Origin of the sequence: Rhizobium sp. YTUHZ044, from assembly GCF_051123975.1 — a bacterium.
In the GTDB taxonomy this organism is placed as follows: Bacteria; Pseudomonadota; Alphaproteobacteria; order Rhizobiales; family Rhizobiaceae; genus Rhizobium.
The window spans coordinates 3,286,286-3,300,891 of record NZ_CP101426.1 but is presented as its reverse complement, the minus strand read 5'-3'; the positions used below and the strand labels follow the sequence as shown (position 1 = coordinate 3,300,891).

Sequence of the window (14,606 nt, the reverse complement as noted above, 5' to 3'; positions counted from 1 at the left end):
GCGCCTCGGGCAGCACAGCGCCATTGGACCGATGGTCAGCTATTCGTCCCGAAGCGGGCAGTCCCTCAAATTTTTCCTGATGTAGCTCTGGTCACTGACACGTGTCCCCGAGCCGGCAATGATGCTTGCGATTGCGTCAAAACTTCTGAAAGGGTCACTGATGGTTCTCGGCGAAAAGCTTGATCTGGCGAAGGGGCGGCCGACAGGATTTGACTACATGCGATTGCTGTTGGCCTTTTCGGTGCTTTGGATACATACGGCTCGCGTCACCTATGGCGATGATCTGTTTTTGTGGGAAACGCCCCTGCGTCCTTTTATCAAGTCGGTGCTGCCCATGTTCTTTGCCTTGAGCGGGTTCCTGGTCGCCGGCAGTCTCGGGCGGTCGAAGACGTTGATCTCCTTTCTTGGCAATCGATTTATCCGGATTTACCCCGCCCTCGCAGTGGAAGTGTTTCTGGCTGCTTTTATACTTGGAGCGATCTATACCGAGTATGACCTCAGTAACTACTTTACCGACCCCCAGTTTTTTGCATATCTGCTGAATGTCACCGGGCACATTCACTTCAATCTTCCGGGGGTGTTCCCGAGCAATCCTGACGCCGCGATGGTGAATGGGCAGCTCTGGACCGTGCCCTTCGAACTTAAATGCTACGTCGCGATTGCCGCGCTTTTCCTGCTCGGCGTGGTCAGGCGGCGCGTGCTCGCGCTCATCGCAACGACGGCGTTGATCGTGGGTTTTGGGCTTGCGAGATATTGGAAGCATGAAAGCAACTGGGCATCCATGCCTACGACCGCGTCGGGGAATCTGCTGATCGGCGCCTTCCTCGTGGGCGTGACCATCTATCTCTATAGGGACAAGATTCTGTGGGATGTCCGCATCTTTATCGCTGCTGTGGCCGTCATATTGTGGGCTTATTGGTTCAGCTCCTTTGGGGACTTCGTTGCCATTCCGGCTATTGGATATGTAACGGTCTTTCTCGGCCTGACCTCGCCCCGCAAGCTCGGAGTGCTTCAGGGGGCCGACTACTCCTACGGCGTATTCCTCTATGGCTATCCCATCCAGCAGGCCTTCGTCGCGCTCGGACCCTGGGCGCATAACTGGTGGCTGAATGGGATCGTCTGCAGCATCATTGTCACTTGTTTTGCCGCCTTCTCATGGCGATTCATCGAAAGGCCGGCGTTGGAATTGAGGAAACAGGTGACCTGGCTCGAGAACCTCTACCTGCAGCGCGGCACAAGACGGGAATTGGCCGGCGCGGTTTTGAAATAGGCTTCTCGACCGCCCATCCGGGAGTGTGCGTGACCAGCAGAGAGATCATCGGGGTTTGCGGTCGCCGCGAGCCTTGTTGATGCGCGGCGACTATTCCAGATGAAAGGCTTATGCCGACCGCAACATGACTTTTCGGATGTTGCTGCACCGAGTGCGCTGCATGTCAGCGCTGGAACCGTTCAGATTTCGCTACTGGAGATATTCTTCCAATCTTTCCAGCCTTCACCCTGAATGAGCCCGTGATCGGACAAGTCCTTCCAGTTCGTGTAAGTGCCCGTATCGTCATGGACGAAGTCAGTCATGTCCTTGCCGGAGGAGTAAACGGTGTATTCATCAGTATGCTGAGAACGATGCGCGGCATCGGAAACCTTATGCACGAAGGTCGATAGGAACTTGAAGTGGAGAAGGGCGCCGGATACGCAAAGTGCGCCGCGCATCTCGCCCAGATTCAGGGAAAGCGGCCAGACCTGGTGCGATGATTTGAGAAACAGCCGTTCACCTGTCACATAGACGAGAGGGATCTTGTTGAGCGCCGGCCCGTCCCACAGCCGATCGTGAAAATAGATGCGTCCGCGAACGCCGCCTTTGATCCATATTGTCCAGTTGCGTTCGTCGAAATGTGCGACATAGCCGGATCGGTCGAAAAGGTTGCAGACTTCGAGCGGGTTGCGGCCGGGTTCACATATGTTTTCGAGAACCGGACGCGGGCTGTACATGTCGATCATGACCGAGCGGAGGGAATGGCCGCCAGTGGCTTCCATGTAGGCGGTCAGCTGATCGATCGGGCGGGTGTCGCAATGCGGATAGACCAGGAACTCGTCTGCATCGACATAAAGGACCCATTTCTCCCGGCAGTGCCGGTTGATGACCTCGTTGATCCAGTCGTTTCCGAACCTTGCCGCCTTGTAGGAGCCATGCGCCGAAAGGAGCGTGACATCGTCGAAGCCGGACAGCAATTCGGCCGTTCCGTCCGTCGAGCCGTTGTCGATGCAGATGAAATGCTCGAAGCCGAGATCACGATAATATTGCAGGAAAAATGCCAGCCGATGGCCTTCGTCACGGATGACGCAGATGACCACGTGACGCGCCTGCCTGAGGCCGCTGCGCAACCGGTCGTAACGAACCTGCCGAGCCTTGAGCGACCGGCGCAGGCGAGCTTTTGCGTAATGCGAGATACTGGCCACGGAAACCCGATAACTCATATTCCATCCTGAACATTATCCGTTCCCGGATTCATTAGGCTTGCTTCGAGAAGCCCGACAGACGGAGCGCAGAGCAATTTCGGCTGGTGGGAACAATGTGTGGTCATCATACGGCGTAATCGCCAACCAGCAGGCTCTGGACCCGCGGGTGGGGGCCGTTCCTCTCGATCGCGTGTTCGATGCGTGCCCGCATCGACCGATATTTATAGAGCATCTTCCGATCGAAGCTTATTCCGCGATAGAGCGCGTTGTAGATCGGATGGGCTTTGCGCAGATCGATATAGACTTGGCTTTCCCGATCAGTCCATGGAAAGAAGGTTCCATGCCATGGCTTCGGATGCGCCATGTAGTGGACGATCGCCAGCGACGACATGTTCACCAGATGCAGAAACTGCTTGGGAAAGTTCCAGCGGTTGGACACGAGGATGAGCGATGAACCGCAAACGTAGTTCAATGCGCCCTGATCATGTTTGCCCTCGCAAGCCCCGGGATTGCTGGCAAAAAGCTCAAGCGCTTCCTGCCCGATCCAGCCGTTGCGATGGAACTTCAGGACCCCTGCATTGAAATAGTGGTTGTCCTTTCCAGTGTTGAGGAAGTCCTGGATTGCCGTGTAATCGCGGGCGGCGAAAAACCGGCCCTCGGGCACGGTGGCGTTTTCGAGTTTGCCGAGATCGCTGACGATCTGGGTATCGCCATCGAGATAGATGATCTGGCTGTAATGGGCAGGCAGGATCTCGCAAAGGACAAGTTTGGCCATCGTGCTGACGCTGATGCGCCCCCTAAAATGCGAAGGGTCGAGCTTGCCGAGCGAATCTTGCAGCGCGTCGGTCGCATCGACCAATTCGACTCCGCTCGCGGTGAGGAGGGCTCTCAACTCATTGAAATTGTCGAGACGTTCAGACATGAGCACGCAAACGTCGCTTGCGGGGCTTGCGAATTTGCGAGCCTGAAGCGCGGAGAGGATAGTTGGAAATGAATATTCGACATCCGTGACGTAGACGACGCATTGATTGTTCATGTCTTCACCCTTCCGGTACTCTTCAATGCGAGTGAGTGACTGCTCCCTTCAGGATAGCGGGAACAGTTGTTGATCGATCCGGCAGACCTGTCGTATGACAGGCTGGTCCGGTATATATTTCGGATCGCTGGACCGCTCGTTTGTTGAAACAGCATCCGGCCGCTGGCGGTTTTTGTGTGTTCCATTGTTGAGACGCTCATCATGAAGAATGCCGTGCCTGTCACAGGGCCCCCTTTCGACATTTTGATCCGCGGCAGGACGATGGATTCCGGAAGCCTTATCGAAATGCAGAGGGAGGGAGGATCGTCATGCTGATCACCACCTTGGTGGCGGCCGTGATTTCGATAGCTGCCGGCGCTTCGATCCGCGCCTGGGCCTTCGCGATTTTCGGAATACTTGTGGCAATCGGCTTCGGCAGTGTGGCTTTCGCCGACGGGTCTTCGCTGATCGGGGCGATCGTTTCCGGTATCGCTTTCCTGATGCTCATGGAGATCGGGTATCTGGCGGGCGTGTTCCTGTCCGGTTTTGCGCGCCGTAGCGCCAGATCGCGACAGAACAATTCCGCCGCCGATAACGTCGCAGCCACCAGCGAGCGCCAGCAGGGCTGACGGCGAAACAGGATCGGTCGCCCGTCCTTTCCACGGATGCGGCGCGGGCGATTGGCTGCGAAGCCACCCGGGCAGGCGCATGGCCGCAACGGCGTCCCGCCCTTGGCCTCGAACGAAACTCACGACTGAGGTCATCATGTTGCAAACACCGGCGCTCTCCTGAGAGATGCCGATGCCTCCGGGGCAAGTTGATTTGCGCCAGATCGGGCCACCCGATGCTGCGAGACACAGGGGGCGGCCAGACAACCGGCAGCCAAACCCGCCGTGGTGCTGAACAGCAGACCGAGATCGGTGCCGCTTCCTGAAATCGCAGCAGAGGCGATCTGTGAGATCGATGCCACAATGGCGGCATTTCCGATGGCATGCGTCTCCCGATTGCCGGAGACGTGCCGGCCGGAGGCTCTGACAAGGCTGTGCAGGAAGGCGACGAAGAGAAGCGTGCCGGTCAATCCGACGTTGGACAGCAATGCGGCGAGGAAACTTGAAGCCCGAACCGTTCCGAGGCCGGCGCCGAAAGTGGCCGTATCGACGAATGCGATCAATGCCAGCGTGTTCCAGGCGGTGCGCTCTTCGCCGGATTGCGATTGGAGTTTGTCCGACACGGTGGTGTTGACGAGGCTGGTGATGGAATTCCACGCATCGGGGACAAGGCTGAGAGCGATGATGGCGCAAGGGATCAGGAAGAGAGTTATCGCCAGGAAAGTCACGTGCGAGGTCTTGGCCGATCCTGCGATCATACGTTTGCAGCAGAACAGCACGAGCATGCAGACAACGAAAAGCCCGGCGATATAAGCGGTTGTCGATGTGCAGAGCAGGATCGTCGGGCCGATGAGAAGCGTTGCCATACCGGCCATACGGCTTCGAACACGCTCCAGCCAGAGCAGAAGCGTGAACGAAAAATAGGCCAGTGCGACCGTCCCATAAATGCTTGCTTCGGGAAAGGCGCCGACGATGCGTTTGAAGCCGCTGATCGTCTCGGCCGTATGCATGGTATAATTCGCGTTTCTGATGACATCGAGCAGATAGGACTGGCCGGTCAGGAACGTTCCGATATCAAGCAAAGCCAGAGCAAAACATGCGATGGACGCGAGGATCAACTGCTGTGCGATGAAACTCGCATATCCGAGCCTCGCAAGTCCCGCGACCACGGCAAAGCAGGCGAGGTCGCCAAGCAGATAGACAGATTGACTAAGATTGGATGAGCCTGGCGACAGGGGCGCGGCGACAGTCGACATCATGCCCGTCGCATCTCTCGCAGAGGAGTAGACGAGGGTCGCGCCTGCAAAAATGCGCGGCAGGAAAAACGACGACACGACGGAAAACAGGACGTAGGCGGCAAACCAGAAGCCGGGACCCGGATAGGCGATGCTAACCAGCGCCGCTTGCGTCTGGACCGGACGCAACAAGGTGGCGGCGACGATAAACAGGAGCAGAAGATGGCTTGGCTGAATACTGCTGCCGCCGAGCGCAGGCAATTGCAGAGCCGCCGCGGCTCCCAGCAGCGTCAACAGGCAGAGGGTTGTCACGGCAAAGCGCGCTCCTTTGACTGTGGTGATCAGGCCAAGCAGGAGAACGATGAAACCGAGCGGCTCTATCGACATGCTTCTAATCCTGAACCGGGCAAACAGCTGAAATAGCGCTTTGGCCGAATGCGGCATCGACAAGCCGATATGATGGACGAGGCGAAGGCCGCCAGCTGTCGTCGCTGATCATCATCGCCTCCTAATTCGATCCCGTCTGGGATATCCAGCTGCGGCCCGTTGGATTATCCCTGGCCACATCAGATGACGAGAGTGTCGAGCTCTGCGTCCGGGGTGAGGGCTGCAGCGGCGACGTTGACGCCTGAAGGTTGGTGTCCAAACCGACCTCGATGAGATCATGCGGCAGCAATGCGGTTTGCTCGTCGGCCACGATGTTGCTGGAGGTTCCGTCGTTATTGCGGCGCACAATCCTGTAGTTCTTCTGCGTTCTGCCAAGTCCCGGCGCGTCCGCGTTCATCTGAGCAAGCTGAGCGTCGTAGCCGGCCTGTTCGCCCAGAAGCTGGGCTACCTGGATATCGATTGCCGCCCTGCCGATCGCCAGATTGACCTGGTTGAGCAGCTCCTGGTTTTCGCTATTCTGCCTGTTGACGATATTGATCTTGGAACGGTCGGCCTCACTGAGGCCCTGGCGAGCCGTGGTCAGGGCAACTTCGAGATCGATCAGGGTACCCTGTGCATCCGCAACCCAGCGGTCGACAGACACCTGGCGGGAATTGCTGACCAATCCCTTGCTTACCAGGCTGTTGACGTTGTCCAGTTCCTTCTGGGCAAGGTCAATCTGCCGCTTTTGCGAGCTGATCTTGGCCTCGAGTGACTCGACCTGCTGGCCATAGAGGCGGGTGAGGTCATTCGCCGCTTCGATCTGGCTATCGATATCGACGCGGCGCAGCCGCATCAGGTTCAATTCCTGTGCCTTCTGCTTGTCCATATCGGGCGTTCCGACGAGTTCGGCGGGAACCTCGAAACTCTGCTCACCGGCGATTTCCGCCCGCAGCCGCGCCTGCCGCATCAGGAGGTCGCGCCGGTTGAGGACGGCGGTTCGATAGGCCCCGGCTGCCTGAATCCGGTCGCGCTCGAAAGTATTGTCTTCGCGTTCCCGCAGAAAGCCGCCAGCGATGCTGATGGCCTTCATGACCGTCATCCGCGGTTCAAAAGGATAGCGTCCCGGGGTTTGAACGGTGCCGGTCACAAAAATCGGCGCATGCTCGGCAACCTCCAGGGCGATGTATGGCTTGCCAGGAAGTGCCGCCTTTTCCGCGAGCGCGCTGGCGATGGCAGCGGCGAGTTCTTCGGTTGTTCTTCCGGCCGCCTGTACATGGCCAGCGATCGGGATCGACAAGTCGCCGGTATCGTCGATGGTGTAGACACCATCGAGAGCTTCCCAGCTGGCATAGCGGGAATCCGCTGAACGCCATTCAACGACGCGCAGTCTTACCTTGTCTTCCGGCACGAGGGTGAATGTTTGCGCGTGGGCGACGCTCCAGCCGGCGAGGCAGCAGAAAACCAGCAGAGCGAGGGCCGCGGAGATGACGCGATCGGGCAAGAATGTGCGCTGCATTGATCTATCTCCGTTTCGTTTCGATCGACGGCGAGGGCATTGCGCGGGACGGCGGATTGCCGAATTCGAGAATGCGGGACGGTGCGGCGCGGCCGGCAAGGAGATCGGTGAGCGCCAGCAAATTGCCGCTCAAACGTCCCCATCGGTCGATCAAGCGGTCGTTGAACACTATGCCCGATGCGTTGGCCAGAATGTTGCGGCCGATCTGCGCTATCGCCCGGCCTTTCGAGATCGTGCCCTTGCGGATCAGGTAGACAGGATTGGCAACCTGCGAATATCCGAGTCTGCGGCCAGGCTGTCGCCCGGATCTGACGCCGAGATGTACTCCACGGGCGCCTTCAACGCGCACGGATCTGCCGTAGCGGGCGATGGACCTGCTGAAATCGACATCCTCAAGCCAGCCATAGAGCGGCAGTTGCTCGTCAAACGTCAGTGCGTGTTTGAGGACGGGGGCGAGGCGAACTGCCATATTGCACCCATATGCATTATAGACATCCGTCACCCGCTCGGACACTTCGCCGGCAGTGTGAAGAACCTGCAGCGCCTTCGACATGTCGAGCCCCCCAATGAGGACGCCGTCGGCCAGGACCTCACCGGTGGCAATCGCGATGGCAGGATTGGCTGCAAAGACGGCTGTCATCCGTGCCAGGAAGGTTGGGGCCGGAATGAAATCGTCGTCCAGGAAGATCAGAACATCGGTATCGGCCGCGGCCGCCCGGATAATGCTGTTGCGCTGGGAGGTGAGGCCACGGCTGCCGATAATGACTTCCACGTCGAGACGGTCGGCGAGCCCGGCGGCATCGTCGATCCCTGGTACGCAGACGATCAATCGCGGCGGCTGGTCGGGCAGGCCGGCGAGATAATCGACCGTTTCCAGCAGGATCGAAGGGCGGCCCGCCGAAGCAATTCCGACGGCGATCCGCAATGGCCGGCTCGCGCGCCGCGCCGTCGCTTCGGTGTCGCAAGAAACAGGCGCCGAACTCAAGCTGTCCTGCCTGGTCGTTTTTGCCGAATGCGCGATCATGGCTGCATGCTCCTCGGAGCGTGATTGATAATCGCGCCGAGGATCTCCGCGCCGACGTTCCGCATCGTCTCGATGACGCGCATGGCGTCGTCGATCGATGTGCGTCCGTGCGAGGCGACCACGAGAACGCCGTCCAGCTCCGGCGCGATGGCGTTGGCATCCGGTGACGCGGAGAATGCGGAAATGTCGACGAATATGGTGTCGAACTCTTTTTTCAGCTCGGCAAAGCTCAATTGCGTGCGGCGGGAACTCAGGCGAATGGCCGGTGTTACCGCATCCACCTTGCCGAGCGGCAGGAACTTCAGCGTCGGGGTGAGCGGCAGGGCCGCCGTCTGGATGAGGTCGCCGTTGTCGAGGACGTCGACGAGGCCGCTGGCACTATGAGGCGCGATCGCCCTGCTGAGCGATGATTTCTGCGCGGCCGCATCAATCAGAAGCGTCTTCGCTCCAGATACCGACGACAGCACGGCAAGTTCGCTTGCGATGGTCGATGCGCCGTTGCCGGGATCGACGGCGACCACTCCGATGACGATCCGGCGCTTGCGCCGAAGCCCGACGACTGTTGCGCTCAATTCCGTCATGCCTGGAATAACCGAATAGGCGGGTGAACTGCTGCCCGTGCCGGTGGCGAGAAAAGATGCCGGCTGGCCGTTGCGTGTCCTCTTTGATGTCGCCAGCACAGTGACGAAGGGCAGGCCACAGGTTTCGGCGATCTGATGCGGGCGGACGAGCCGGCGGTCGCTGGCATGTCTTATCATCGCGAGTGCGAAACCGGCGCCAAGGCCGATGGCCGCCGCAAAGGCGGCGATGAGCGTGCTGCGCGGTCTCGCCTTCGAAAGAGGCAGTGTGGCTCGCGAGACGATCGTGGCATCGGACATCGGATAGGTAATGCGCTGCTTTGCTTCGGTTAGCTGGTTCAAGGTGTTTTCATAGAGAGAGCGGCGCGCGTCCGTTGCGCTCTGCAACTCCGCAAGCTTGAACTGGTCGCGCGGATTGCTCGTGAAACTGGCCAAGGCGCTGGCGGCTTCCGCCAGCCCTCGCTGTTGCTCGGCTATGAATTTCGCCAGCCAGTCGCTGTATTGGCGGGCGGCGTTGGCCTTCATCGCGATATTCTTCTGGATATATTGTCCGGCGAGCGTGTCGGCGATATCGACGGCCTTCTGAGGGGTCGATGCCGCAGCCGATATCTCGATGATCGTCGAGCTTCCGATCCGGCGGATGTCCATCATGTTCAGCAGTTTGGCGGTTGCCCAGTCGTGGAGCCGCTCCTCCTCCGCCTGCGGCCGCGCTTCGCTCGCTCCCTTGCCCGCCGTATCCTGCGATGGCGTGTCCGGTTGTGAAGAAAACCCCATCAGCCAATTCTTCGCTCTGTCCTGCAGCGAAGGCGTCTGATCGACAAACTCCGGATCATGAACGAGATCAAGCGCCGCCACGGTTCCGCCGACGACATCGCTCGATCTGGCGATCTCCAGCTGTCCTTCGATGAAGGCATCTTCGGCGAAAGCCCTCTGTGCTTCAGAGCCGCTCACCTGGGGGAAGATCACAAGCTGCGTGCTGGCAACGAAAGTCGGTTCGGCGGTCAGCATGTAGCTTCCGGCGATCGCCAGGAAAGCGATGGTGGTCACGACGATCCAGTGCCAGCGCATTCTCAAAAAGAAGAGCATATCCCGTATGGTCAGCGGTGAATTCCCGCCGCCTGTGGCTGCTGCTGCCAGGGATATGGGAGAGACACCGCTGAAGATCGTGCTGGAGGTCATGTCGTCCTAATCCGGAATGGGAAATCAAGGAATAACCAGGTGATGGTAGCTTGGAGGGGACGTGGGAGCGGCGCATTTTCCGATCCCGGCACGGTTGGCTGTCTCCCCTTTGAAGGCTCAGTACGATCCGCGCTGCGAAAACAGCGCAGGAATGGTCTTGGCGATGATCAAGAAGTCTCGAGCGAGCGACCAGTTGTTGAGATAGTGGACATCGAGAGAAACCCTGTACTCGTAACTGACGTCGTTGCGCCCGCTGGTTTGCCATTGACCGGTCAGTCCCGGACGGACTGCCATATAGGCCCACATGTGTTCGCCGTAGCGCGGCAGTTCCTCGGCTGTGACCGGGCGGGGTCCGACGAGGCTCATTTCGCCACGCACGATATTGATCAGCTGGGGAAGCTCGTCGATGCTCGAGCGCCTGAGAATATCGCCGACGGCGGTGATCCTCGGATCGTTCTTCAACTTGCGCGTCGCTTCCCATTCGCTGCGGGCGGCCGGGTTGTTTTGCAGCAATTCCGCGAGCTGAGCGCTCGCATCGGGCTTCATCGTGCGAAATTTGAGGCATCCGAACGGCGCTCCGCCGAAGCCAATGCGCGTATGGGAATAGAAGACTGGGCCGCGGTCGGAGAGTTTCACGATCATCGCGACGATCAGCAGAAGCGGAGAGAGCAGGATCAGAGCGGTGATCGCGACAAGAATATCTATCGCACGCTTCGACGACCTGCTCGCTGCACGAGGCCGGGAATCGGGGGAATCGTCACCCTTCGCGGCCCGTTCGACGCGTGACCAAGCCTCAAAACTATGTGCTTCCCATGCCATCGCGGTCTCCAAAACATTGCCCGTCAACAACCGTTGAAAGCTTGCTGCGCCGCACCCAGATTGTCTGTTACCAAGGTCATAATCCTTAATTAATTCTTCATGCTAGGAAATCTCAGACAGATTTCAGAGTACAGATCCGTGTCATCAATTCTTTTAATTTGTTCTATAATCTGCTTTTGTCGGTCGTTCTGTGTGAATTCAATCATTATTTTTATATCGGAATTTCAATATCTGCTTGTTTTTAATTCAATAAGTCCTTTTTATATGCAGTTTTGTTCGATGCGGCCAATGGTACTCGTGTATTTTAGAAAGTTTGATTTTATACCGGTGGCTATTATGATTTTTTCTGAAGTAGACTTAAATTTTACGTTAGATTTGCGCGGATGTTATTTGACTAACGTAATAATCCAATATAATTGATGCAGTGCAGCATTAGTGAGAGACCATTCTAGTATCAGGAGTGAATTGCATGGACGGGATCACACATGCATCAGATCGCAGGATCGGCATCAGCAAAGGCGCGATCTCGGCCAGCGGCGGAATTCACCTCAACAGTCGCATCGTCATCGATGACGAATTCCTCTCCTGCCGCTCGAGCGTACGGCGTTTCCGTCGTGGCGAGATCATTGCCGGGGCCGGGGTCCTTGTCGATATGTTCGCGCGCGTGCATTCGGGGTTGGTCAGTGCAAGTACGATGCTGCCCGACGGCAGGGAATTCATCGTCGAAATCATTCCGAAAACAGGTCTGATCGGCGAGCTTGAAGTCTTGCGCCGGCAGACACTGAACCTCGAATACCGAGCCAGTTCCAATTGCGAGCTGCATTTCTTCGAAGGCCGGCTGCTGCGCGACATGTATGCTAGCGATTCGTGCTTCCGCGAAAAAGTCTTCTCAAGGGCCTTGGCGCGTGTCTCGGAGCTTGAAGATAGGATCATCGCCAACGCGGCGTCGACCCTTCAGGCAAGACTGGCGAGCACGTTGCTGCGGCTCTCGGCTGTTTACGGAAAAGATGCCGCAAACAGTGGCAACGAAGTGATCATCTCGCAAAACGATCTGGCCGCAACGCTGCCGGCGTCCCGCGAGAAGGTCAATCAATGCCTGCGGCGCCTGCGGGAATGCAAGATTGTCGACGGAGGGCAGGGCAAGATCCGAATACTTAACCGCAAGGCGCTCGAGGCCTGTGCGAATGGCGCGTTTTCGGCGAAGTGATGAGCCTGTCGTTTCCTGGGGCCCTCCGATCCGCCGCAGATGTCAGCCGCTTTGCCGGCCGCGGCACGACGAGGATTGATCGCGTGGTCGTCATCGACGACTACTCGGTGGCCAGGGGCGGCGCGACGGGGCTGGCGGTGCTCTCGGCCAAGCTTTTTCGCGGCCTGGATATTCCCGTGACTTATATTTGTGGGGATGACGCCGCCAATGCAGAACTTGCTGCTCTCGGGGTCGCCATGGTCGGATTGAACAGCCGCGACCTGCTTAGCGCCGAGCGTGCGAAGGCTTTCGTGACCGGCATTCACAATGGTGCGGCTGCCCGCATGGTCGCGAACTGGATTGCCGCGAAGGATACGGCGAATACCGTCTATCACGTCCATGGCTGGCATCAGATCCTGTCCCCCGCGCTTTTCAGGGCACTGGCTCCGGTCGCAGGACGATGCGTGATTCACGCGCATGACTTCTTCACTGCCTGTCCCAATGGCGCCTTTTTCGATTACCAGGCGCAAGAGATCTGCCTTCGGCGTCCGCTCGGTGCCGGCTGCATTGCGACGGCTTGCGACAAGAGAAGTTATTCGCACAAATTGTGGCGGCTCGCCCGCGGCTCGAATATCCTCCGGCTGCTGAGGGCTGAGGCCGATTTCGGCCGGATCATCTTGCTGCATGAGAAGATGGCTGGGTTTCTCGTCGGCGCCGGCTATCGGCCCGAGCGGTTGACGACGATCCGCAATCCCGTCGCCCCCTTGTCGATAGGGCGTGTCGAGGCGGAGGCGAACGACGAATTTGTCTTCATCGGGCGGCTCGACGCGGAAAAGGGCGTGGAGGATGCCGTGGCCGCCACACGCAGAGCCGGCGCCAGGCTCTGCGTGATCGGGGACGGCCCGCTGATGCCGTTGGTCGCCGCTTCCGGCGATCACGTCAGGGCCGTCGGCTGGCAATCGCATGCGGAGATCGGCACCACCATCCGCAAGGCGCGCGCCCTGTTGATGCCATCGCGTTATCCCGAGCCTTTCGGCCTGGTGGCGATCGAAGCGGCCAGGAGCGGTCTGCCGGTCATCATGTCGCGCAGCGCCTTTCTCGCCGAGGAAATGGAACGAGCCGGTATGGCGTTTGCCTGCGACACGGCTGATGAAGCTGCCTTTGCCGACACATTGACGCGATTTAGCCAAATGCCGAGGCACGAAATCCGCGCCATGAGCGAGCGGGCCTTCCTGATGTCGCCAGATCTCGCCTCGACGCATGAGGAATGGCGCGACGCTCTCCTTGCCGAATATTGCAGCCTGCTTTCGACGAATGCAGTTCGCGAACTGACAGATGGTGTGGCGACACAAGGAGTATTCCGTTGACCTTTAAAGCAACAACCTCTCTTTCCGACGCAAGGGCATTTCTCGGCGACGCGCCCGTGATGGCGAAAAGACGCGTGGCCGAGGCGGGAAGCGTCAAGGAAACCAGGCAACTGCGCGTCGCCATCGTGCATTACTGGCTCGTCTCAATGCGCGGCGGCGAAAAGGTTGTTGAAGAATTGTGCCGCATGTTTCCGCAGGCTGATATTTTCACCCTCGTCTGCAACCGGGATCGCATCAGCGATTTTCTCAAGACGCGGAACATCCACACGTCCTTTCTGCAGAAGATACCCGGGGCGCAGCGGCACTACACCAAAATGCTGCCGCTGATGCCCTTCGCGCTCGAGCAATTCGATCTGCAAGACTACGATCTCGTACTGTCGAGCGAATCCGGGCCCGCCAAGGGCATCATTACACGCGCCGACGCTCTCCATGTCTGTTACTGCCATTCGCCGATGCGCTACATCTGGGATCAGTTCCACGTCTACCGCCATGGCCTGCCGTGGATGGGACGGGCCTTGATGTCGGTCACCGCGCCGATGCTGCGTGCCTGGGACGTGACGACGTCTTCTCGCGTCGACGTGTTCGTCGCCAATTCCGACTATGTCGCAAACCGCATTCGCCGCTTCTACGATCGGGATTCCATCGTCATCCACCCCCCGGTTGCCACCGATGATTTTTCGGTCGGGAAGGGGAAGGGCGAATTCTATCTCTATGCCGGCCAGCTGACGGCCTATAAGCGGCCGGATATCGCCGTTCGCGCCTGTACCGAGACCGGGCGTAAGCTCATCGTGATCGGAGAGGGAGAACAGTTGCCTCATCTGAAATCGATCGCCGGCCCGACTGTCCAATTCCTTGGCCACCAGCCGTTCAATGTTCTGCGTGATCACCTCTCGCGATGCCGTGCCCTGTTGTTTCCAGGCACGGAGGATTTCGGCATCCTGCCGGTAGAAGCCATGGCATCGGGCCGGCCGGTGCTTGCTTTCGACGCCGGCGGCGCAAGGGAAACGGTATCTTCGCCGCAGGTCGGTTTTCGCTTCGCTCAGCAAACCACTGAAGCCCTGCTGGAAACCATCGCGGCGTTCGAAGAGGTGGAGGACGATATCGATCCGCAAGCCATCCGCGCGCATTCGCTGAAGTTTTCCTCGGCGGTTTTCCGCGATCGGATGGCCGGGCTCATCGAGCAACAGCTCTCCACCCATGCCGACCGATCGGTCGACGTCTTCAATAGACGACCGGTCTGAGGACAAGACTGGAGC

At 58.7% G+C, this 14,606-nt stretch carries 12 protein-coding genes; 5 read left to right on the top strand and 7 right to left on the bottom strand.

The annotated features are described in order from the left end of the window. The first annotated feature begins 160 nt into the window (after window positions 1-160). Window positions 161-1,270 carry an acyltransferase family protein gene (locus NL154_RS16370; RefSeq protein ID WP_434734103.1) on the top strand — a complete coding sequence of 370 codons (1,110 nt, stop codon included), beginning with the start codon at window positions 161-163 and terminating at the stop codon, window positions 1,268-1,270. A 179-nt stretch (window positions 1,271-1,449) separates the two neighbouring features. On the opposite strand, the gene NL154_RS16365 is transcribed toward NL154_RS16370, so the two are convergent. Both NL154_RS16365 and NL154_RS16360 read right to left on the bottom strand, forming a co-directional pair. Beyond that, a complete protein-coding gene (locus tag NL154_RS16365; protein WP_434732979.1) occupies window positions 1,450-2,472 on the bottom strand; it encodes a glycosyltransferase family 2 protein in 1,023 nt (340 codons plus the stop codon). Between the two features lie 106 nt (window positions 2,473-2,578). Continuing rightward, entirely contained in the window at window positions 2,579-3,490 is a 912-nt protein-coding gene (locus tag NL154_RS16360; RefSeq protein WP_434732978.1) for a glycosyltransferase family 8 protein, read from the bottom strand. Between the two features lie 308 nt (window positions 3,491-3,798). Here NL154_RS16360 and NL154_RS16355 point away from each other — a divergent pair, with 308 nt between their 5' ends. Beyond that, window positions 3,799-4,098, top strand: a complete 300-nt coding sequence (locus NL154_RS16355; protein WP_210630009.1) for a hypothetical protein — start codon at window positions 3,799-3,801, stop codon at window positions 4,096-4,098. A gap of 134 nt (window positions 4,099-4,232) precedes the next feature. Here the strand turns inward: NL154_RS16355 and NL154_RS16350 are convergent, their stop codons facing one another. The 5 genes from NL154_RS16350 to NL154_RS16330 form a co-directional block, all read right to left on the bottom strand. Beyond that, the gene (locus NL154_RS16350) at window positions 4,233-5,699 is read right to left on the bottom strand and encodes a hypothetical protein (RefSeq protein ID WP_210630010.1); all 1,467 of its coding nucleotides are present in this window, start codon (window positions 5,697-5,699) and stop codon (window positions 4,233-4,235) included. A gap of 121 nt (window positions 5,700-5,820) precedes the next feature. Further along, window positions 5,821-7,197 (bottom strand): polysaccharide biosynthesis/export family protein, encoded by a 1,377-nt coding sequence (locus NL154_RS16345; RefSeq protein ID WP_434732977.1) that lies wholly within the window; start codon window positions 7,195-7,197, stop codon window positions 5,821-5,823. Window positions 7,198-7,201: 4 nt separating this feature from the next. Beyond that, entirely contained in the window at window positions 7,202-8,221 is a 1,020-nt protein-coding gene (locus tag NL154_RS16340) for a glycosyltransferase family 2 protein (protein WP_221144579.1), read from the bottom strand. Further along, window positions 8,218-9,978 carry a polysaccharide biosynthesis tyrosine autokinase gene (locus NL154_RS16335; protein WP_221144582.1) on the bottom strand — a complete coding sequence of 587 codons (1,761 nt, stop codon included), beginning with the start codon at window positions 9,976-9,978 and terminating at the stop codon, window positions 8,218-8,220. Before NL154_RS16335 ends, NL154_RS16340 begins: the two co-directional genes overlap by 4 nt. A gap of 117 nt (window positions 9,979-10,095) precedes the next feature. Then, window positions 10,096-10,797: a sugar transferase gene (locus tag NL154_RS16330; RefSeq protein ID WP_210630014.1), complete on the bottom strand. Its 702-nt coding sequence runs from the start codon at window positions 10,795-10,797 to the stop codon at window positions 10,096-10,098. 469 nt (window positions 10,798-11,266) lie between these two features. Between NL154_RS16330 and NL154_RS16325 the strand changes: the two genes are divergently transcribed. The 3 genes from NL154_RS16325 to NL154_RS16315 are packed head-to-tail and all read left to right on the top strand — an operon-like array spanning window position 11,267 to window position 14,591. After that, entirely contained in the window at window positions 11,267-12,004 is a 738-nt protein-coding gene (locus tag NL154_RS16325; RefSeq protein WP_210630015.1) for a Crp/Fnr family transcriptional regulator, read from the top strand. Beyond that, on the top strand, window positions 12,004-13,350 hold the full coding sequence (locus NL154_RS16320) for a glycosyltransferase family 4 protein (protein WP_434732976.1): 1,347 nt from the start codon (window positions 12,004-12,006) through the stop codon (window positions 13,348-13,350). The genes NL154_RS16325 and NL154_RS16320 overlap by 1 nt, the downstream gene beginning before the upstream one ends. Next, entirely contained in the window at window positions 13,347-14,591 is a 1,245-nt protein-coding gene (locus NL154_RS16315; RefSeq protein WP_210630017.1) for a glycosyltransferase family 4 protein, read from the top strand. The genes NL154_RS16320 and NL154_RS16315 overlap by 4 nt, the downstream gene beginning before the upstream one ends. The last annotated feature ends 15 nt before the right edge of the window (window positions 14,592-14,606 follow it).